Genomic DNA, 20,022 nt, shown 5'->3' with positions numbered 1-20,022 from the left:
GATGATGCCGGCAACGGCGGGGATTATTGGCCCAGGCGGATGCCGCCGTCACAGATCAGCGTATGGCCGCTGGTGAAGCCATTGCCGATCAGGAAGGCGATGGCTTCGGCGATTTCCCCTGGGTTGCCGACGCGGCCAACCGGCGTGCGTGCCGCAAAACCGGCAAAGGTCTGCTTCCTCCGCTCAGCGGTAAAATCCCACCAGGGGGTGTCGACGACGCCTGGAGATACGCAATTTACCCGGATCGGCTTGAGCTCGACGGCGAGAATCGGCGCCAGCGCGGCAATGGCGGCGTTTATGGCTCCGAGCCCCGCGGTTCCCGGCATGGCCGCCTGTGCCGATACGGCGGAAACGAAGGTGATGCTGCCCTGTTTCGACAGATAGGGAAGGCAGGCCTGGGCACAGGCAAAATGGGCCATCGTCTTCCGCTCGAAACCTCTTCTGACGTCGGCAAGATCGACCGTGGCGAAGGGACCGGCGCCATTGCCCCCGCCCAATGCCAGCACGAGATGATCGAACGGGCCGATTGCCTCGAATGCGGCGGGAAGGCCGGCGAGGTCGGCGGCGTCCATGGCGATCGCCGTGAGATCGCCATCCAGGCTTTGAGCGGCAGCCTGAAGTTTCGCCTTATCGCGACCAGTGATCGTGACGCGATAGTCTTTTTCGAGAAGATGGGCGGCAGTCGCAAGGCCGATACCGGAGGAGCCGCCGATAATGACGACACGTTGAGACGACATGGGTGTCTCCTTCTAAGGGCTAGGGAGGGGGAACAAGGAATAAGGTCTCAGACCAGGCCGGTAAGGCTTTGGCTGAGTGTTCGCAGCTCACGGCGCGCAGCCACGTCATAGGCCTGAGCATTGGCGCGCGACGGACGCATTCCGTCGAAATAGAGACCGGTGCGTCCGTCCAGAGCATTGCTCAATGCCAGATTGAGAATGGCGTCGGCGCCTTGCTCGACCGTGCTTAGCGGTGCAACGCCAGCCTGACGCACCATCGTCGTATCCATATAGGTCGCCGGGTGCAGGCAATTGACGGTGACGCCGGAACCCATCAGTTCCTCAGCAAGATCGAAGGTGAAGAGGATCTGCGCCAATTTGCTCTGACAATAGGCGCGCACGCCGCTATAGCCGCGCGTCATCATGACATCGGAGAAGTCGATGGCTTGCTGACCGGCGGAGGATACGTTGACGATGCGGGCGGGAGTACTTGCCTTCAACAGAGGCAGGAGCTGGCGCGTCAGCAGAAAGCCGGCAAGATAGTTCACCGCAAAGCGCAGCTCGTATCCGTCTCGGCTTACCTGGCGCCCGGCGCCGCCGCCAGTGGTGCCGATGCCGGCATTGTTGATCAGCAAATCGAGGCGATCATGATCGCGCTCGATGGCTTCCGCCAGAGTGCGGACCTCTTCCAGCGAGGAAAGGTCGGCAAGATAACAGACCGCTTTGCCGCCCTTGTCCCGGATACGAGAGACCAGCTCTTCAGCGCGGGTCTCGTCGCGGCCGTGAACGATCAGCGTAGCGCCTGCCGCTGCCAATCGTTCCGCAACTCGGCGCCCGACACCATCCGTCGAGCCTGTAATCAGGGCTGTCTTGCCGCTCATGTCCATAGCAATCGCCTTCTCGTTGTCTGCATGATGATATTTGGCAGCTTGCGGAACCGGCAAACAGTTCTGACTTTATCCTAGTATTGATCCTGCTATGATAGAGCATGACCATCAATCAGAGCCAGACCCTCCTCGAAGCCAGGCGTCGTGAGTTCGGCGCCTTCCTGCGCTCGCGCCGGGAAAAGCTGACCCCTGCCAGCGCCGGACTACCGGAAGGGTTTCGGCGGCGTACGCCGGGGCTCAGGCGCGAGGAAGTGGCGCTGCTCGCCGGTGTCGGCACCACCTGGTACACATGGCTTGAGCAGGGCCGGGATGTCCGTCCCTCCGCAGAGGTTCTATCGGCGCTGGCCGACGCGTTGCGCCTCGATCCGGCCGAGCGGCGGCATCTCTTTACGCTGAGTGATCGGCCGTCTGCAGAAGCTCCGTCGCGCGGACCGGAGGATGTGCCCGATGCGCTGCAGCGCATGCTGGCGAGCCTTGCCGGCCAACCGGCCTATGTTCTCGGCCGACGCTGGGATGTGCTGGCCTGGAATGCGGCGGCTGTTGCAGTTTTCGGCGACTACAATCTGTTGCAGGGCGATGCGCGCAACAGCGTCCATCGGGTATTTACCGACCCGGCCCATCGGCAGCTTCTTGTCGATTGGGAGATCGTGGCCGCGAATTCGCTGGCGATGTTTCGTGCCGACAGTGCCCGTTATGCCGGCGATCCCGATTTCGAGCGGCTAATCTCCACCTTGATGCAGGCGAGTCCCGAATTTCGTGCGTGGTGGCCCAGGCAGGACGTGCTGCGGCCGCTGACGGGTCACAAACGTCTGCGTCATCCGAAAGGCGGGTTGATGACATTCGAATATACCGCGCTCGCGGTCATGGATCGGCCCGATATGAAGCTGGTGGTCTATACGCCGCTTGACGAGGACGGAACGGGCGACAAGCTGAAAAGACTGTTGAGCCGAGCCCGCGCAGCCTAAATCGGCTTTCGCCGGCTGCGGTCATCCCTTTCCTCTTAATCTTCCAGATCCTTTTTCAGCTGATCGAGGATGGAGAGCGCATGGCCGGCATAGGCGCTGATCCAGCGGTCGTGGATCTGCTTGATCGGCAGGCTATTGAGATGGTTCCAGCGCTCGCGGCCATCCTTCTTGGCGATAACAAGATCGGCTTCTTCCAGCACCTTCAGATGCTGCATGACGGTGCAGCGGTCCATATCCGTGAATGCCTCGCAGAGCGAGCCCGTCGTGCGCGGTGCATCCTTGAGCATGTCCAGGATTTCGCGCCGGCGACGATGCGCAAGGGCCTTGAAAATAGCGTCGCTATCCGATTCGTTTGACATGTTATATTTTTATAACATAATGGTGTTGCTCGCAATCGAGGAATGGCAACCAGCGGATAATGGAGGAGATGTCATGACGTTGAATGTTCGGATTTCAGGGCGGATCGGCCGTAAGGTCGAAGATGTCTTCGATGCGGTCGTCAATCCGAAGAAGCTCTCGAGCTACTTCACCACAATCGGCGGTGCCAGCGCACCCCTCGTGGCCGGAACTACGGTCATCTGGTGGAAGAATGCGCCCGTCGAGGTCAATGAGGTGGAGGATAACAAGCGCATCGTCTTTCATTGGGACGGCGGCACGGGGGAAGACGGCGTTCGTTATAGAACCAAGGTTGAGATGACTTTCGATGCACTGGAGGATGGCGGCACGCTTGTCGTCATCGAGGAAAGCGGCTGGCGCGAAGACGAGGCCGGCCGGCGCGGCACCTATCTGAATTGCGAGGGCTGGACGCAGATGCTCTGCTGCATGAAGGCCTTCGTCGAATACGGGATCAATCTGCGCGAAGGATTCTTCCTGAGTGAAATGCGCGGCGAACCGGCGGAAGCGCCCGATCGCTGAGTTCCGGCATGGGCATACCGCAACTCGGCTCTTTCCGGCTTGGCCTTGAGCCCGGCGCCGATATTGGTGCCGGGCCGATTCGTTTGCCAGCCAGGTGCCGGTTGACTCGCGAGGTGGATATCTATTCCACGTTGTAGTAGGCTTCCGCAATCAGAAGCAAGGCTCGGCTTCAGCGGTCGAAAATTGCCTGGATGAGGTCTCTGGGGGAATAGCGATTCACGCGGGCTGGCCGACGGCCGCGATGCGCTTGAGTGAGGAATGGGTACACAGGTGACCGGATCGCGAATTCCTGATAGAGGCCGCCTTCGGGATGGAAGGGGAAATCATGTTATGTATGGATAAGCTCGAAAGCCGGCTGAATGGCAAAATCCTCTGACTAACGGCAGATTCATAGCTGCCGGTCCCGGGCCTGCGCCAAAATTGCCTAAATTTAGAATAATGGGAGCACGCGTCATAACGGACCTGTGAAAGAAGTGTATACGGCCACACCAAACATATGACCGGTGTACCGAATATCCCAATAATCAGGACCGCAAGGTCAATATAAACAGGTAGAGCATGTCGAGCCCAATCGATCTGGAAAATGCCGACGAGGAATTGGAAGAGCGTGGTGGCATCGTCGGGCTGTTGAACCGCTATCGCGCGCTGATTGTCGCCGTTCTCACTGTCGCCGTCTTCTGCATCGCCGCCTATGCGATCTACGACCTGACCACCGAAGTACGCTATGACGATGTCGTCCACGCCTTGACGACGACGAAGATCTCCTCGGTGCTGCTCGCGCTGTTGTTTACCGGCCTGAGCTTCGCCTCGCTGATCTTCTACGACCAGAATGCGCTCGAATATATCGGCAAGCGGCTGCCCTTTCCGCATGTCGCGCTGACCTCCTTCAGCGCCTATGCGGTCGGCAATACGGCCGGCTTCGGCGCGCTCAGCGCCGGCGCGATCCGCTATCGCGCATATACCCGACTCGGGCTATCGCCCGACGACATCACCCGCGTCATCGCTTTCGTCACGCTCGCCTTCGGTCTCGGCCTGGCCGCCGTCGGCGCCATCGCGCTTCTGGTTATCGCAGATGAAATCGGGCCGCTGATCAGCGTCGATGGCTTGTGGCTGCGGCTGATCGCCATCGCCATTCTTGCCGCGTTGGCTTTCGTCGTTTATGCGGGCCGCAATGGCCGCGAGGTGCGCATCGGGCCGGTCGAAGTTCGGCTGCCGGATTCGCGCACATGGTCGCGGCAGTTTCTCGTCACCGCATTCGATATCGCAGCATCGGCCTCCGTGCTCTATGTGCTGCTGCCGGAAACCTCGATCGGTTGGCCGGGCTTCTTCGCGATCTATGCGATCGCCGTCGGGCTTGGCGTGCTCAGCCACGTTCCGGCCGGCTTCGGCGTCTTCGAGACGATCATCATCGCCTGGCTCGGCAGTTCCGTGAATGAAGACGCCGTTCTGAGCTCGCTGGTCCTCTATCGCGTCATCTACAATGTCATCCCGCTCGTTATCGCCATTGCCGCGATCTCGGTGGCGGAGCTGCGCCGCTTCGTCGATCATCCGGTGGCTTCAAGCATGCGCCGCGTGGGCGCGCGCCTCATGCCGCAGCTATTGTCGGCCTTTGCGCTGCTGCTCGGCATGATGCTGGTCTTTTCGAGCGTCACGCCGACGCCCGACCATAACCTGATCGTGCTGTCGGATTATCTGCCGCTCTCCTTGGTCGAAGGCGCACATTTTCTCTCGAGCCTTCTCGGTCTTGCGATCATCGTCGCGGCGCGCGGTCTCAGCCAGCGTCTCGACGGCGCCTGGTGGGTCTCAACTTTCTCTGCGCTGTTCGCGCTGTTCTTCTCGCTGCTGAAGGCCATTGCCATCGTGGAAGCCGGGCTGCTGGCTTTCTTCGTCTTCAGCCTTGTGGTCAGCCGCCGCCTATTCAAGCGGCCGGCTTCGCTGCTTAACCAGACGCTGACGGCCGGCTGGCTTACCGCGATCGCGGTCGTCTGCATCGGCGCCATCGTCGTGCTGTTCTTCGTCTATCGCGATGTCGGATACAGCAACGAACTTTGGTGGCAGTTCGAATTTGCCGATGAGGCGCCGCGCGGGCTTCGTGCGGCGCTCGGCATTTCCATCCTGTCCTCGGCGATCGCGATCTTCAGCCTGTTGCGCCCGGCAACGAAGCGGCCGGAGCCTGTCAGCGACGATGCGCTGGCGCGCGCGGTCGAGATCGTGCGCAAGCAGGGCATTGCCGACGCCAATCTGGTGCGCATGGGCGACAAGAGCATCATGTTCTCGGAAAAAGGCGATGCCTTCATCATGTACGGCAAGCACGGCCGCTCGTGGATCGCCTTGTTCGATCCGGTCGGTCCGCGCCAGGCGGTGCCCGATCTGATTTGGCGCTTCGTCGAGACGGCACGCGCTGCCGGCTGCCGCTCGGTCTTCTACCAGATCTCGCCGGCGCTTCTCTCCTACTGCGCCGATGCCGGCCTGCGGGCGTTCAAGCTCGGTGAACTTGCCGTGGTCAATCTCGCCAATTTCGAGCTGAAGGGCGGCAAATGGGCCAATCTCAGGCAGACGGCGAGCCGCGCGGTGCGGGATGGACTAGAATTTGCCGTTATCGAACCTCAGGATATACCCGACGTGCTGGATCAGCTCGCCCATGTCTCGGACACATGGCTTGCCGATCACAATGCCAAGGAAAAGAGCTTCTCGCTCGGGGCGTTCGATCCGGATTATGTGTGCTCGCAGCCGGTCGGCGTGTTGAAAAAGGATGGTAAGATCGTCGCATTTGCAAATATCCTGATGACGGAGACCAAGGAGGAGGGATCCGTCGACCTGATGCGTTTTTCCCCTGATGCCCCGAAGGGTTCGATGGATTTTCTGTTCGTGCAGATCCTCGAATACCTCAAGGGTCAGGGATTTCAGCGTTTCAACCTCGGCATGGCGCCGCTGTCTGGCATGTCGAGACGGGAATCGGCGCCGGTGTGGGACAGGGTCGGGGGAACTGTGTTTGAACACGGCGAGCGTTTCTACAATTTCAAAGGGCTTCGTGCCTTCAAATCAAAGTTCCATCCCGAATGGCAGCCCCGCTACCTGGCTGTTTCGGGAGGTGTCAGTCCAATGATCGCGTTGATGGATGCCACATTCCTCATCGGGGGCGGACTTAAGGGGGTCGTGAGGAAATGATCTTGAAATACGCAATGTCATTGGCTTTTGCATGCGTGCTGTCGGCGGGCCTGCTGGTGTCGGGCCAGGCGCGGGCTGAGGCCGATGATACGAAATATGATCTGGGCGTAATCCCGGCGCCGCACATCATGCGACCGCATGGCAAGGTTTCGAACGAAGTCGTCCTGATTTCCGATCTCGCCGGCTGGGGCGACAAGGAGAAGGCCGTTGCCGACAAGCTCGTCGCCAATGGTTCGCTCGTCATCGGCATCGACTATCCGTCCTTTCTGGCTTCGCTCAATAGTTATGATGTCAGCAAGAACGACGGCTGCATCTATATCGTCGCGGATCTGGAATCGCTGAGCCAGCAGGTGCAGCGCTCCTTTGCCGACAGCACCTATCAACTGCCCATCATCGCCGGTGTTGGCGCCGGCGGCGCCATGGCGCTCACGATCGCGGCGCAGACCCCGGATGCGACCGTTGCCGGTACGCTGGCCGTCGATCCGACTGCCGGCATCGGCCTGAAGCAGGAACTCTGCACGCCGGCCGAGAAGAAGACCGATGGCGATATGGTGTCCTTCGGTCTGCAGGAGGGTGCGCTACCCAATCCTATTCTCGTGACCTTTACGGCAAATGCCCCGAAGGATGGCCGCGACCATGTTGCAGACATCCAGAAGGATCATCCCGAAGTCCAGACTACGGATTCCGACAATGCCGACACCTATGCGACGCTGGAGGCTTCGCTCGCCGATCTGATGAAGACGATCGACAGTTCCAAGTCGCCCCTCGGCCTGCCCCTCGATGTCATGGAAACGACGCCGACCGAGGACACGCTCGCGATCGTCTATTCGGGCGATGGCGGCTGGCGCGATATCGACAAGGAGGTCGGCAGCTACCTGCAGGATCAGGGCATCCCGGTCGTCGGCGTCGATTCGCTGCATTATTTCTGGTCCGAGAGGGATCCGCTGCAGACCGCCAATGATCTTGCCCGGATCATCGACTTCTACACCAAGCGCTTCAAGGTCAAGCATGTGGTGCTGGTCGGCTATTCCTTTGGCGCCGATGTGCTGCCGGCGAGCTATAACCGCCTGCCTCAGGCCGAAAAGGACAAGATCGTCCAGATGTCGCTGCTGTCCTTGTCGCAGAAGGTCGACTACGTGATCTCGGTCATGGGCTGGCTAGGGGCTTCGAGCGAGGGCAAGGGCGGCGATCCCGTCAACGACCTCAAGTCGATCAATCCGAAGATGGTGCAATGCGTCTACGGCAAGGATGATGACGAAGATGTCGCCTGCCCGCTGCTGAAGGGCACCGGCGCGGAGGTCATCGCCATGGATGGCGGCCACCATTTCGATGACGATTACGAAGCCCTGGCGAACCATATCATCAACGGCCTGAAGAGCCGCCTCGGCGAATAATGCTCACGGCGCGCGGCCTCTCTTGCTGCCGCGTGCCTTTTCTCGTCTTTCCTCAGTCACTGTCTCAAATTCACTTTTCCCGAGCGTCCTGCGCAGCATTTATTTGCTTCTTGCGATGGCTGCCGCTAGTCGAGAAGGGCTCACAGTAAGAGCGTCGCGTTTGCCGCAGTCGCTCACCGTCTTATCCAGAAAGGTCCGCCCTTGTCCGCCGCAATGAATTCCGCCTTCACCAAGACCTATTCCGGCTTCCTGTTCGACATGGACGGTACCATCATCAATTCGATTGCCGCTGCCGAACGTGTCTGGGGCAACTGGGCGCGCGCTCAGGGTCTTGATGTCGAGAAGTTCATGCCGACCATGCATGGCAAGCGCGGGGTCGATACGATCGGTCAGTTGAATCTGCCTGGCGTCGATCCGGTCGCAGAGGCGCTGAAGATCACCGAAGCCGAGATTGCCGATGTCGAGGGTGTGATCGCGCTGCCGGGCGCCGTCGATTTCCTCGCGTCGCTGCCGCCGGAGCGCTGGGCGATCGTCACCTCGTCGCCCTATCGTCTGGCGCTCGCGCGTCTGGACGCCGCCGGGATCCCGGTGCCGCGCTTCATGGTCACCGCCGAAGACGTGAAGGTCGGCAAGCCCGATCCGCAGGGCTATATTCTCGGCGCGCAGCGCCTCGGCCTCAGCCCCTCGGAATGCCTGGTGTTTGAAGACGTCTTGGCCGGAGTCAAGGCGGGCGAGGCGGCAGGTGCGGATGTGGTGGTCATCACGGCCACGCATTCGCATCCGATCGAGACCAATCACACCACATTGCAGAATTATGAAAATGTTCGCGCGCATGTGGATGGCGACGGAAAATTGTCGATCATCCGCAAAGGCTGATGCAGTTCACTCCTTTGCGCGACCACTGCATGTCGCTTTCGCGCTTTGCAACGGGCGACCGGCTCATTATGGTTTCGCGACAATATAAATTTCGCGAAGATCCTATGACTCCCAAAGAGCTGAAAGCCCGATATCGCAACGAGCGCCTGGCGGCGCGGGACGCCATTCCGGCAGAAGACCGCATCGAAAAAGGTCTGGCCATGGTGGCGCACGGCGGTGACGCCATCGATATCGGGCCAGGCGATATCGTCTCCGGCTTCCTGCCGATCCGTTCTGAAGTGGACATAAGGCCGTTGATGGCGCGTCTGCGGGAGCGTGGGGCGCGGCTTTGCGTGCCCGTGATCCTTGATCGTAGCACGATCGTCTTTCGCGAGCTCGTTGCCGGGGTACCGTTGGTTCCGGTTGGATTCGGGACCTCCGGTCCCGGACCTGATGCGGCGGTGCTGGATCCGGACGTCATGCTGGTGCCGCTTTCGGCCTTCGACAGAAGCGGCCATCGCATAGGTTATGGCGCCGGCTATTACGACCGCGCGATCGAGCAGTTGCATCAAAAAGGCCTGGATCCGCGGCTGATCGGCATTGCATTCGATTGCCAAGAAGTGCCATCAGTACCTGCGGAGCCGCATGATGTCCGTCTTGACGCGATTTTGACCGAGAGCGGACTCAGTTTCGTTTCGGAAGTGATTGGATAGCGAATGCGGCTGCTTTTTCTGGGTGACATGGTCGGCAAGACCGGACGGACCGCTGTGTGGGACCGCCTGCCGGGGCTCGTATCCGACCTGAAGCTCGATTTCGTCATCGTCAACGGCGAGAATGCCGCCGGCGGCTTCGGTATCACCGAAGACATCTTCCTTGAGACGATCAATGCGGGCGCCGATGTCGTGACGACCGGCAACCATGTCTGGGACCAGAAGGAAGCCGTTGTTTTCTGCGACCGCCACGACCAGTTCCTGCGCCCCGCCAACTATCCGGCCGGCACGCCCGGCCGGGGTTCCGGCCTCTATTATGCCCGTAACGGCGCGCGCGTGCTCGTAGCCAACATCATGGGCCGCGTCTTCATGCATCCGGAGCTGGACGACCCTTTCAAGTCGGCAGAGGCTATTCTCGATGCCTGCCCGCTGAAGGAACAGGCCGACGCCATCGTCTTCGACTTCCATGCGGAAGCGACGAGCGAAAAGCAATGTTTCGGCCATTTCGTCGATGGCCGCGCCAGCTTCGTCGTCGGCACGCATACGCATGTGCCGACCGCGGACGCGCAGATCCTGAATGGGGGTACGGCCTATATGTCGGATGCCGGCATGTGCGGCGATTACGATTCTTCGCTCGGCATGGAGAAGGAGGAGCCCCTCAACCGCTTCATTTCGAAGATGCCGAAGGGCCGCTTCGAAGCGGCTTCGGGGCCAGCCACCATATGCGGCGTCGGCGTCGAGATCTCCGACGCGACCGGGCTGGCCGAAAAGATCGCACCGCTGCGGCTCGGTCCGCGGCTGGCGGAAACCATTCCGGAGTTCTGGCGCTAAACGCCGGCCGATAATTCATCATCGCCTTATGATGACGCGATTGTGAGCAATCGCGTCCGATTGTCGCTGGACCTGTATCAACTCGTGCCGCATCCTTTCGCCACTATCGGGCTTGAGGGGATGGCGTCATGCCGCGATTTCCTGTGCTTGCCGTGTTTTTTCTGTCATTGGCCTTCTGCTGGAGTGCGGTAAATGCCCAGCAAATACCTTCGCGCCCGCAGCCCAGCCAATGTCAGGCGATCGCGCAATCCGTCCCCAAAGCGACTTTCGCCAGCTTTTCTCGTCCTGGCCCGACACTTGCCAATGATCCCGTCGACGGTGATGTGAAGATCACATTCCTCGGCCATGCCACGCTTTTCATCGAAACGCCTGGCGGCGTTTCCATCGCCACGGATTATAGCGGCGCTTATCAGCCGCCTTATACGCCAGAGGTCGTGACGATGAATAAGGCGCATCCGAGCCACTATACGTTGACCCCAGATCCGGCGATCAAATATGTGCTGCACGGGTGGAGCGACGTGCCCGGAGAGCCCGCAAAGATCCGCATGGCAATCGGTGATACGCTCATCCGCAATGTCGTCACCGATATCCGCTCCTGGGGTGGCGGCATCGAGGCCAACGGCAATTCCATCTTCATCTTCGAAGTCGCGGGCCTTTGCATCGGCCATCTCGGACATCTGCATTTCGAGCTCACCGACCAGCAATATGCCGAGATCGGCCGGCTCGATGTGGTGATGGTGCCGGTCGATGGCGGGCTGACCATGGGGGCTGACAGCATGAGCCGCGTCGTCAAGCGTCTGCGTTCGTCGCTGATCCTGCCCATGCATCGCTGGGGGCCGCCGATCGACCAGTTCCTGGCCCTGTTCGGCCCAGACTTCGACGTTGCCTATGCGCCGACACCGAGCGTCACGGTGTCGGTGAAGACCTTGCCGCATAAGCCGCTGATCTATGTGCTCAAGGGGCTATGACAATTTTCGTTGAGATATATCCCGCCATCTATGCAACTTCCGCTAGCCATGATTGATTGTGCCGTACCATTGGGGGAGGCGCATGAGCCGGGTTCTTTTGACTACAATCATAACTGCGACACTATCGGGGTGTGTCTCTCCGAATCCGGTAAGCACTACATCGGATGGCTACCGCATCGAAAAATTCAGTCAGGGAACGGTTTCTGTTGGCAAAAGCGCAAACCTGTTGGCCGCTGGCAATTGGAGCGTGTCATGCCCAACCGATGCAATGACCGATAAACGCAATTGCAGCATTACGTCCCTGTCGGGGGCCTTGTTCATTGATTACGGCAGTTCACCAACACCCCAACGCGTCTGTGCCTTGTCGCATGATGGGCCGGGCATGACTGCATTGATCAGAGTTGATAGCCATCCGGCGGTGGCTACGGATACACAGGGTTGCGTTCCGGCAGGCCGGATCATTCAACAGATGAGAAGCGGCAGCACTTTCCTGGCGCGTATTGGCGCCATCAATGACTGGTCGCCCGATCTACGGCCGGTAATCAAGGACGAACGCGCCTCGCTCGAGGGATTGAACAAGGCCATGGAAACCGTTGCGGATATTCGGGCGGGCAAGCTTGCGGTCAAGCTGTAGGAATGTGGCGCAAGGCTTCTACCGCCGCCATTACCCGGCTTTTTGCTTGAATGAAGGCTGCTTCGCTCTTATAAGGCGGCCATTCCAACAAAAGACGTGAACAGGGGTGCCATGGCTGGCCATTCACAGTTTAAAAACATCATGCACCGCAAGGGCCGTCAGGATGCCGTGCGGTCGAAAATGTTCTCCAAGCTGGCGCGCGAAATCACCGTCGCCGCCAAGACGGGCCTGCCCGACCCGACGATGAACGCGCGTCTGCGTCTGGCTATCCAGAACGCCAAGGCCCAGTCGATGCCGAAGGACAATATCGACCGCGCCATCAAGAAGGCGTCCGGTGCCGACACCGAGAATTATGATGAAGTCCGCTACGAAGGCTACGGTCCGGGCGGCACGGCGATCATCGTCGAAGCGCTGACCGATAACCGCAATCGCACTGCCTCGAACGTCCGCTCGATCTTCACCAAGGCCGGCGGCGCGCTTGGCGAAACCGGTTCGGTCTCCTTCTCCTTCGACCATGTCGGCGAAATCACCTACAAGCCAACCGTTGGCGATGCCGACAAGGTCATGGAAGCGGCGATCGAGGCCGGAGCCGATGATGTCGAGAGCGACGAGGAGGGCCATGTGATCATCTGCGCCTTCGAATCTCTCGGCGAAGTCGCCAAGGCGCTCGAGGCCTCGCTCGGCGAAGCCGAGACGGTCAAGGCGATTTGGCGTGCGCAGAACAACGTGCCGGTCGATGAAGAAAAGGCGCAGTCGCTGATGAAGCTGATCGACAGCCTTGAAGACGATGATGACGTTCAGAACGTCTATTCGAACTTCGAAGTTTCGGATGAAGTGCTGGCCAAGCTCTCGGCCTGATCCTTTGCAGTTATTCAACAAAGCCGGCTGCAGCGATGCGGCCGGTTTTTGCGTTATGGATTTGTCGCGCGGATAAAATTGTCGCGAAAGGCGGCAAGGTCGGCTGCGGCGACGTCGGAGATGGCCCAGAAGACCAGCCCGTCCGCATGCCATTCGGCGAAATTGTAGCCGTCTTTCTCGGCATTGCGGCCGGTACCCGAGGCGGCAGGCCAGATGAAGAGATTGATCACATGGCCATGCCGGCGATAGATCAGCGCCGCAACCACCCGGCCGTCGAGATAATCTACCCTCCCGCCGACCAAGGGGAAGCCTTGTGCCGCCAGATCGACCACCGGCGGTGAGAAATCGATCTTGCCGTTGAACCATGGCTTGACCGTGTGCTGGTCTGAGGTCAGCACATCGGTCAGGTGATCGGCCAGCATCGAGCGCACGTGGCTTGCAAGAAGCTGATCCTCGATCGTTTGGCTCTGCTGCGGCACGTTCAGCACGAGCATGAGGCTTGCGGCCAGAACGGCGAGCGAGGGCACGAAACTCCATTCGCGAACCCATCGCCAAAGGCGCCGCAGTGAGCTCTCGGCCCGATGCGGGGCGACCGCGCGCCTTGTCATGGCCTGTTCCAGCGAAAGTGCCGCTTGTACGCGCGCGTGGACGGTGTCCGGCGCCTGCCATTTGACGCCTTCGCGTGCGGAAAGACGCTTGACCATCATGGCATTCTCCATCTCGCCGGCACATTCGGCGCAGCTTGCCAGATGCGCCTGGAAAAGGGCGGCATTGGCTGCGTCCAGTTCGCCGTCGATGAAGCCGTGCAGCAGGTCTGCCCACTCGCTGTGGTCATTGAGTTCTCCGCCGCTCATCGCGCCGCCCCTGTTCCTTCGAGGCTACGCCATGCCTCGCCGAAATCGCGGCGGGCGCGGGCGAGGCGCGACATGACGGTGCCGATCGGCGCATCGATGATCTCGGCGATTTCCTTGTAAGAGAGATCTTCGAGTTCCCGCAGGACGAGGACCTCGCGCATGGCATCGGGCAGCCTGTCGATGACCTCGCGCACGCGCTGCGTTTCCGATTTGCGGAGGAAGGCTGCCTCCGGCGTATCTTCTTCAGAAGCGGGATCGGGAGAGGCGGCGCCTTGCTCGAGATCTCGTCCGTCGGTCAGCGGCTGCTCATAGCGGGTCTTGCGCCGGCCCTCCTGCAGCCAGGCATGGTAGCAGTTGCGGACGATGGTGAAGGTCCAGGCGCGGGCATCGCCGTCGCGAAAGCCGCCAAAGCCGCGATAGGCGCGAAGATATGCCTCCTGCACGATATCCTGCGCCGCATCGGCGTCCCGGCTCAGAAAGCGTGCGAAATTATAGGCGGCGTCCAGATGCGGGATGATGGTGCGCTGGAAGCGGCGCATGGTCTCGTCGGGCGAGGCGGGCGCGCGCTGTGAAGACACCGCATGCGTCGATGGTTCTGCCGTCGCCGTGAGGACAATGTGCCTCTCCGGTTTCATTGCGGCGAGGAAGGCGCGCAGGCGGTGGAGAAACCAAGCCAGCCTGCCAGCCGCGGTGTCTTGCGGCGAACGCCAGCTCCATGGTGCGAACTCGTCATCGCGCGTCATCGAAGTCATAAATCGGGCGTCTGTCATCATGATCCCCGCAAAACGCCGATGTGGACTGTAAGCCGCTGATACGGTGCTTGCAATGTTGCCTGCAACACTAGATCGCGCCCGCGCGGGCTTTATTCCCGATCGGATACAAAAAATCGCGGATGCCGAATGCGGACGCCCGCCGTTCTCACGCTTCAATCCGATCGTTCAAAAATAATACCATATACCTCAATGGCTTGTGGGAATTTTTCGAACTGCAGGGAATAAGCGCTCATCGCCATCGATCTTCTTCCTCAGTGGAAGGCCGCAATCGCTTGCGACTTCTGCCTAGCCCGAAAGCCATAACTTTGAGGAGATATTGCGATGTTTGATATGACCCGCCGCGCCGTTCTCGGCACGGCCGCAGCTGCGGCAGCCTTCGGTCTGTCGTCGAAGCTCGAATTCATCCCGCAAGCCTTTGCCGCCACGCCGCTGGAGCCGGCGATCGGCTTCTACAAATACAAGGTCGGCTCAATCGAGGTCACGGCCATTTATGACGGCATCTGGCACAAGCCGCATGACCCGGCCTTCATCAAGAATGCTTCCGTCGAAGACACCAAGGAAGCGCTCTCCAAGGCCGGCCTGACCACGGATTTCATGCCCATTCCGCTGACCGTCGTCGTTCTCGATATCGGCGGACGGAAGATCATGATGGATGCCGGCTCCGGTGTCGGGCAGTGGCAGACCAATGCCACGCATCTGCCGGCCAACATGGCGGCCGCCGGCATCGACTACAAGAAGATCGATACGATCATGATCTCGCATTTTCATCCGGACCACGTCTGGGGCCTGATGGAAAAGGGGACCAATGCCGCCGTCTTCCCGAATGCCGAACTGATCGTCAACGCGGCCGAATACAATTGGTGGACCGATCCCGGCCGTGTCGGCAAGCTGGCGGAAGGCCGCAAGGAAGCTGGCCGGCGCATTGCCTCCGTCTTTCCGACATGGAAGAACTGGAAGCTCGTCGAGGACAATGCGGAAGTCGCACCCGGCGTCCACATGCTGGCCGCATACGGCCATACCCCCGGCCATTCCGTCTTCCTCGTCGATGGCGGCAGCGAGCAGCTGATGGTCTCGGCCGACATCATGTATGTGCCGGCGCTGCTTGCGCCCCATCCGGAATGGGAAGGCGCCTACGACCAGGACGGTCCGATGGCCGTCGCCACCCGCCGCAGGCTGATCGATCGCGTCATTGCCGACAAGATCAGGATCTGCGGCTCGCATTTCCCATTCCCGGGCTCCGGCACCTTCGTCAAGGACGGCAATGCCTACGGATTCACCCCCACCATCCAGGCCTGAGCGGCCAAAAAGAGGAGCAGTATCATGTTCAGACATGCCATTTTCGGGATCGCCGGGCTTTGCGCCGTTACCATCCTTCCTGCCGCAACGTCAGGAGTCGCTTTTGCCGTCGACAATATGGAATCGAGCGATGCGCCCGATCTGACTTCGGTGCGCACCAAGATCGACGCGAAGGACTATGCCGGCGCGCTCGCCGAGCTTCGTGATATCGCCGAGGAGCACCAGCAAGCCGATGTCTACAATCTGATGGGCTTTACCCTGCGCAAGACCGGCGACTTCAAGACATCGCTGACCTACTACACCAAGGCCCTGGAACTGCAGCCGGGCCACAAGGGTGCGCACGAATATCTCGGCGAACTCTATGTCGAAACCGGCGATATGCCCAAGGCCCGCGAGCAGCTCGCAGCACTTGCCAAGCTTTGCCCGTCGGGATGCGAGGAGCTTGAAGATCTCACCAAGGCAATCGCCGCCAAGGGAACCAACTAAAGCCCCGGCCGCAACCGATCCGGCGGCATTTCACTCGATGACGTCGAGGGGATGCTGCCGGACGGGATCGGAAGCCGCGCGGATTTCGACGGGAAGGAGAAAGGCCATGGAATTGGAAGAGGAGAATGCCGTTCTCGTGAATATGGCCGACATGGCATTGCTGTTCGGCCGTCTGCTGCTATCGCTGCTCTTTCTCGAAGAAGGCATCGAACTTGCCAGCAATCTCGACACCGCATTGGAGGCGATGGCGAGGCTTGGCGTCACTGCTCCCATCGCCATTGCCACCATCGTGCTGCAGCTTGGCGCCGGCTTTGCCATCGCGCTCGGGTTCATGACCCGCCTGGCGGCATTTGGCCTTGGCCTGTTCTGCGTGCTGACGGCACTGCTGTTTCACACCAATTTCGCCAGCCACAACGAATTGCTGCATTTCGAAAAGGATTTGGCGATCGCAGGCGGCATGTTCGCCCTGATCGTTGCCGGCGCCGGCAAGCTGTCGCTCGACATGCTCATCCGGCGTCATTGGAAGACGAGGCTGGTGGCTTGAGCCCGTCGATCGCCCGGTGAGCCCGAATATGAGATCGGCTCACCGCATAGACCGCCTGAAAGTCAGGAGACCTTCTTGAAGCTTGGAAGCGTCGCGAAGAGTTCCACCGACTTCAAGCGCGCCTCGATGTCGTGGATCGGCATCGAAATGATGACTTCGTCTGCTTCCGTGTCCTTGATGAATTGCGAAAGCTTCGCCTGCGCCGTTGCCGGCGAGCCGACCACGGCATAGCGCAGCGTATTTTCCACATTCAGCTTTTCCATCGGCGTCCAGAAATCATCCATGTCACGGCGCGGGCGCGGGAAGGGGCCGCGCACGTTGCGGCGGAGATTGACGAATTGCTGCTGTGCTGAGGTGAAGTGATACTGCGCTTCTTCGTCCGTATCGGCCACAGCGCCCATGGCGCCGACCATGACATAGGGCTTATCGAGCGTGGCCGAAGGCGTGAAGCGCTCGCGGTAGATGGCGATAGCATCCATCAAGGCTTCTGGCGCAAAATGCGAGGCGAAGGCATAGGGCAAGCCGAACATGGCGGCGAGGTGGGCGCTGTAGAGGCTGGAGCCGAGCAGCCAGATGGGGATGTTGGCGCCATGGCCGGGAACGGCGAGGATGACCTGGTTGTCGTCAGCCGGGCTGAAGAGGTGCTGCAGCTCGACGATATCGTTGGGGAAGCTTTGTGCTCCTGCTTCCATATTCCGCCGCAGGGCCTGGGCCGTGCGCATGTCGGTGCCGGGCGCGCGGCCGAGGCCGAGATCGACGCGGCCGGGAAACAGCGCTTCCAGTGTGCCGAACTGCTCGGCAATCACGAGCGGAGAATGGTTCGGCAGCATGACGCCACCCGAACCGATGCGGATGCGCGAGGTTGCCGCGCCGACATGGCCGATGACGACTGAGGTCGCAGCACTTGCGACACCCGGCATGCCATGATGCTCGGCGAGCCAGAATCGGTTGTAGCCCAGTTCTTCCGCCTTCTGCGCCATGCGCTTCGAACTCTCGAAGGACTGGCTGATAGTGCTGCCTTCGGCAACGGGCGAAAGATCGAGGATGGAAAAGGGGACCATGGCAAGAAACCTGCGTGGTGGAAGGGAGGGTTGCTTGCACATGTAGGAGCGCTGCACGCCTATTCCAAACCCGCCGCCGCAATTTCGTCACGATGTTTTCAGCGTGGCTTCGGCGATCCAATCCAGGGCTTGTTTTTGTTTTGTTCACATTTTGCTGGCACATGTCGGGTCTGAAAGATAGGTTGGCTTATGCAGAATACGATTCGCATCATCGGCATCGATCCGGGCTTGCGCCGCACCGGCTGGGGTATCATTGATACGCTTGGCAATTCCCTGCGCTTCGTCGCATCGGGAACCGTGACCTCGGACGGCGACATGGATCTCGCGTCCCGCCTGTGCCAGCTTCACGACGGGCTTGTCGACGTCGTTCACAGCTATCAGCCCGACGAGGCTGCCGTCGAACAGACCTTCGTCAACAAGGATGCGGTGGCGACTTTGAAGCTCGGCCAGGCGCGTGGCGTAGTCATGCTGGTGCCGGCGCGCGCCGGTCTGCCCGTCTCGGAATATGCGCCGAACGCGGTCAAGAAGGCCGTGATCGGCGTCGGACACGGCGAGAAGCAGCAGATCCACATGATGCTGAAGATCCTGATGCCCAAGGTCGAGTTCAAGGGCAATGACGCCGCGGATGCGCTCGCCATTGCCGTCTGTCATGCCCACAACCGCGGCGCCAGCCGGATAGTTTGTTCTTGACTTGTTCCTATGGTAATGATAATTCTTACTTTGTGACGGGAGAGTAAGAATGCGTGTGACATCCAAGGGACAGGTGACTATCCCTCGCGATTTGCGTGAGTTGGCTGGCATAGAGCTCAACAGCGAGGTCATATTCTCCATCGAGAATGGAAAGCTGGTTGTTTCACCCAAAAACGGCAAGCGGGAGATCGAGGATCGGCAACGGCTCGATCGGTTCATGGCCACTCTCAAGCGCCTGGAAGGCACCGGCGATCAGGATATCGACGCCGAGACTCTGATGTCGATGACTCGTGACCGGTAGCATGGTCACCATCGTCGATACGAATGTGCTGGTTGATCTGGCGATATCTGGTTCAGCCTGGCACGGCTGGTCCAGTGGGCAGATTCTTTCCGCTTTCAAGCGAGGACCGGTCGTTATCAACCCCATCATTTATGCGGAATTCTCTCTGCGTTACAGCAGCATGGATCAAGTGGACGAGCTGCTGCCGCAAAGCGAATTTCGCCGTGAAAGCATTCCCTGGCCAGCAGCATTTGCCGCAGCGGCGGCTTTTAGGGTTTATCGCCAGGCTGGTGGTGAGAGAGAGCGCATTCTTCCAGACTTTCTGATCGGAGCGCACGCTGCAGTGCGCGGCTATTCCATATTGACGCGAGATCTCAAGGGCTACCGCTCCTACTTTCCCTCACTCGACCTCATCACTCCAGAAACCCATCCCTGACGGACGCAATTCATGATCGGCAAGCTGAAAGGCACAATCGAAGAGATCGGCGAAGACTATGTTCTCGTGGATGTCCATGGCGTCTGCTACGTCGCCTATTGCTCGGCCCGAACGCTGTCGAAGCTCGGCTCCGCCGGCGAGGCCTGCATTCTATTCATCGAGACCTATGTGCGAGAGGATCAGATCCGGCTTTTCGGCTTCATGACGGCGCTGGAGCGCGAGTGGTTCAATATCGTGCAGACGGTTCAGGGCGTCGGTGCGAAGGTGGCGCTGGCGCTGCTGTCGACGCTGACGCCGGCCGAGCTTGCAAATGCCATTGCGTTGCAGGATCGCGCCGCCGTTTCGCGGGCGCCTGGCGTCGGCCCGAAAGTTGCCATGCGCATCGTGACGGAACTGAAGAACAAGGCACCGGCTTTTGCCGGCGACGCCGCCAACATCCAGCTCAAGCAGGAGTTGGGCGAAGGAGTCGCATCGGCACCCGTGGCAGACGCCGTTTCGGCGCTGACCAATCTCGGCTATTCCCGCGATCAGGCGGCCAATGCCGTAGCGGCAGCGATAAAGGCGGCCGGCGAAGGTGCCGATAGTGCCAAGCTGATCCGCCTCGGACTCAAGGAACTCTCGCGGTGAGGCTTTGCACCTTCCGCAATCCTGACTATTGTCGCAAAGCCGAGAGATTGAGCTTCTGCACTCCTTCGTCGAAG

23 protein-coding genes are annotated in these 20,022 nt (G+C 60.1%); 17 read left to right on the top strand and 6 right to left on the bottom strand.

The window, feature by feature from the left end; translation table 11 throughout:
* Window positions 1–23: 23 nt before the first annotated feature.
* Complete coding sequence (locus tag C7U61_RS15010; RefSeq protein WP_106998824.1) at window positions 24–737, bottom strand: SDR family oxidoreductase; 714 nt, start codon at window positions 735–737, stop codon at window positions 24–26.
* A 47-nt stretch (window positions 738–784) separates the two neighbouring features.
* Complete coding sequence (locus C7U61_RS15005; RefSeq protein ID WP_106999118.1) at window positions 785–1,603, bottom strand: SDR family NAD(P)-dependent oxidoreductase; 819 nt, start codon at window positions 1,601–1,603, stop codon at window positions 785–787.
* A gap of 101 nt (window positions 1,604–1,704) precedes the next feature.
* On the opposite strand from C7U61_RS15005, the gene C7U61_RS15000 reads away from it, so the two are divergent.
* Window positions 1,705–2,568: a helix-turn-helix transcriptional regulator gene (locus C7U61_RS15000; RefSeq protein ID WP_106998823.1), complete on the top strand. Its 864-nt coding sequence runs from the start codon at window positions 1,705–1,707 to the stop codon at window positions 2,566–2,568.
* A 35-nt stretch (window positions 2,569–2,603) separates the two neighbouring features.
* Here C7U61_RS15000 and C7U61_RS14995 read toward each other — a convergent pair whose 3' ends face one another.
* Entirely contained in the window at window positions 2,604–2,927 is a 324-nt protein-coding gene (locus tag C7U61_RS14995) for a metalloregulator ArsR/SmtB family transcription factor (protein ID WP_106998822.1), read from the bottom strand.
* A 73-nt stretch (window positions 2,928–3,000) separates the two neighbouring features.
* Between C7U61_RS14995 and C7U61_RS14990 the strand changes: the two genes are divergently transcribed.
* The 9 genes from C7U61_RS14990 to C7U61_RS14955 all read left to right on the top strand — a co-directional run bounded on the left by C7U61_RS14990 (window position 3,001) and on the right by C7U61_RS14955 (window position 12,901).
* Window positions 3,001–3,483 (top strand): SRPBCC domain-containing protein, encoded by a 483-nt coding sequence (locus tag C7U61_RS14990; RefSeq protein ID WP_106998821.1) that lies wholly within the window; start codon window positions 3,001–3,003, stop codon window positions 3,481–3,483.
* Between the two features lie 558 nt (window positions 3,484–4,041).
* A complete protein-coding gene (gene mprF / locus C7U61_RS14985) occupies window positions 4,042–6,651 on the top strand; it encodes a bifunctional lysylphosphatidylglycerol flippase/synthetase MprF (protein WP_106998820.1) in 2,610 nt (869 codons plus the stop codon).
* Window positions 6,648–8,045, top strand: coding sequence for an AcvB/VirJ family lysyl-phosphatidylglycerol hydrolase (locus C7U61_RS14980; protein ID WP_106998819.1), 1,398 nt, complete (start codon window positions 6,648–6,650; stop codon window positions 8,043–8,045). The genes mprF and C7U61_RS14980 overlap by 4 nt, the downstream gene beginning before the upstream one ends.
* Before the next feature lie 213 nt (window positions 8,046–8,258).
* Entirely contained in the window at window positions 8,259–8,921 is a 663-nt protein-coding gene (locus C7U61_RS14975) for an HAD family hydrolase (protein ID WP_106998818.1), read from the top strand.
* Window positions 8,922–9,025: 104 nt separating this feature from the next.
* Window positions 9,026–9,613 (top strand): 5-formyltetrahydrofolate cyclo-ligase, encoded by a 588-nt coding sequence (locus C7U61_RS14970; RefSeq protein WP_106999117.1) that lies wholly within the window; start codon window positions 9,026–9,028, stop codon window positions 9,611–9,613.
* 3 nt (window positions 9,614–9,616) lie between these two features.
* Window positions 9,617–10,441 (top strand): TIGR00282 family metallophosphoesterase, encoded by an 825-nt coding sequence (locus C7U61_RS14965; protein ID WP_106998817.1) that lies wholly within the window; start codon window positions 9,617–9,619, stop codon window positions 10,439–10,441.
* Window positions 10,442–10,569: 128 nt separating this feature from the next.
* Window positions 10,570–11,409, top strand: coding sequence for an MBL fold metallo-hydrolase (locus tag C7U61_RS14960; protein WP_106998816.1), 840 nt, complete (start codon window positions 10,570–10,572; stop codon window positions 11,407–11,409).
* 82 nt (window positions 11,410–11,491) lie between these two features.
* Window positions 11,492–12,043, top strand: coding sequence for a hypothetical protein (locus C7U61_RS19390; protein ID WP_146143958.1), 552 nt, complete (start codon window positions 11,492–11,494; stop codon window positions 12,041–12,043).
* Window positions 12,044–12,154: 111 nt separating this feature from the next.
* Window positions 12,155–12,901, top strand: a complete 747-nt coding sequence (locus C7U61_RS14955; protein ID WP_106998815.1) for a YebC/PmpR family DNA-binding transcriptional regulator — start codon at window positions 12,155–12,157, stop codon at window positions 12,899–12,901.
* Window positions 12,902–12,954: 53 nt separating this feature from the next.
* Here the strand turns inward: C7U61_RS14955 and C7U61_RS14950 are convergent, their stop codons facing one another.
* Together C7U61_RS14950 and C7U61_RS14945 are read right to left on the bottom strand one after the other, a co-directional pair.
* A complete protein-coding gene (locus C7U61_RS14950; RefSeq protein WP_106998814.1) occupies window positions 12,955–13,755 on the bottom strand; it encodes an anti-sigma factor in 801 nt (266 codons plus the stop codon).
* Window positions 13,752–14,507, bottom strand: coding sequence for a sigma-70 family RNA polymerase sigma factor (locus C7U61_RS14945; protein WP_106998813.1), 756 nt, complete (start codon window positions 14,505–14,507; stop codon window positions 13,752–13,754). Before C7U61_RS14945 ends, C7U61_RS14950 begins: the two co-directional genes overlap by 4 nt.
* Window positions 14,508–14,849: 342 nt before the next feature.
* On the opposite strand from C7U61_RS14945, the gene C7U61_RS14940 reads away from it, so the two are divergent.
* From C7U61_RS14940 to C7U61_RS14930, 3 genes are all read left to right on the top strand, one after another.
* Complete coding sequence (locus C7U61_RS14940) at window positions 14,850–15,824, top strand: MBL fold metallo-hydrolase (RefSeq protein ID WP_106998812.1); 975 nt, start codon at window positions 14,850–14,852, stop codon at window positions 15,822–15,824.
* Window positions 15,825–15,848: 24 nt separating this feature from the next.
* A complete protein-coding gene (locus tag C7U61_RS14935) occupies window positions 15,849–16,310 on the top strand; it encodes a tetratricopeptide repeat protein (RefSeq protein ID WP_106998811.1) in 462 nt (153 codons plus the stop codon).
* 106 nt (window positions 16,311–16,416) lie between these two features.
* Window positions 16,417–16,854 carry a DoxX family protein gene (locus C7U61_RS14930; protein ID WP_106998810.1) on the top strand — a complete coding sequence of 146 codons (438 nt, stop codon included), beginning with the start codon at window positions 16,417–16,419 and terminating at the stop codon, window positions 16,852–16,854.
* Between the two features lie 62 nt (window positions 16,855–16,916).
* Here the strand turns inward: C7U61_RS14930 and C7U61_RS14925 are convergent, their stop codons facing one another.
* The gene (locus C7U61_RS14925; protein WP_106998809.1) at window positions 16,917–17,915 is read right to left on the bottom strand and encodes an LLM class flavin-dependent oxidoreductase; all 999 of its coding nucleotides are present in this window, start codon (window positions 17,913–17,915) and stop codon (window positions 16,917–16,919) included.
* Window positions 17,916–18,104: 189 nt separating this feature from the next.
* Here C7U61_RS14925 and ruvC point away from each other — a divergent pair, with 189 nt between their 5' ends.
* The 4 genes from ruvC to ruvA are packed head-to-tail and all read left to right on the top strand — an operon-like array spanning window position 18,105 to window position 19,948.
* Window positions 18,105–18,605: a crossover junction endodeoxyribonuclease RuvC gene (gene ruvC, locus C7U61_RS14920; protein ID WP_106998808.1), complete on the top strand. Its 501-nt coding sequence runs from the start codon at window positions 18,105–18,107 to the stop codon at window positions 18,603–18,605.
* Between the two features lie 49 nt (window positions 18,606–18,654).
* On the top strand, window positions 18,655–18,906 hold the full coding sequence (locus C7U61_RS14915; protein WP_106998807.1) for an AbrB/MazE/SpoVT family DNA-binding domain-containing protein: 252 nt from the start codon (window positions 18,655–18,657) through the stop codon (window positions 18,904–18,906).
* A 1-nt stretch (window position 18,907) separates the two neighbouring features.
* On the top strand, window positions 18,908–19,321 hold the full coding sequence (locus C7U61_RS14910) for a type II toxin-antitoxin system VapC family toxin (RefSeq protein WP_106998806.1): 414 nt from the start codon (window positions 18,908–18,910) through the stop codon (window positions 19,319–19,321).
* Window positions 19,322–19,333: 12 nt separating this feature from the next.
* On the top strand, window positions 19,334–19,948 hold the full coding sequence (ruvA, locus tag C7U61_RS14905; RefSeq protein WP_106998805.1) for a Holliday junction branch migration protein RuvA: 615 nt from the start codon (window positions 19,334–19,336) through the stop codon (window positions 19,946–19,948).
* Window positions 19,949–20,022 lie beyond the last annotated feature (74 nt).

The sequence above is a fragment of the Rhizobium sp. JAB6 genome, from assembly GCF_003024605.1.
Taxonomy (GTDB): domain Bacteria; phylum Pseudomonadota; class Alphaproteobacteria; order Rhizobiales; family Rhizobiaceae; genus Rhizobium.
The sequence above is the reverse complement of the archived record's forward strand: the minus strand, read 5'-3'. Positions and strand labels throughout refer to the sequence as shown.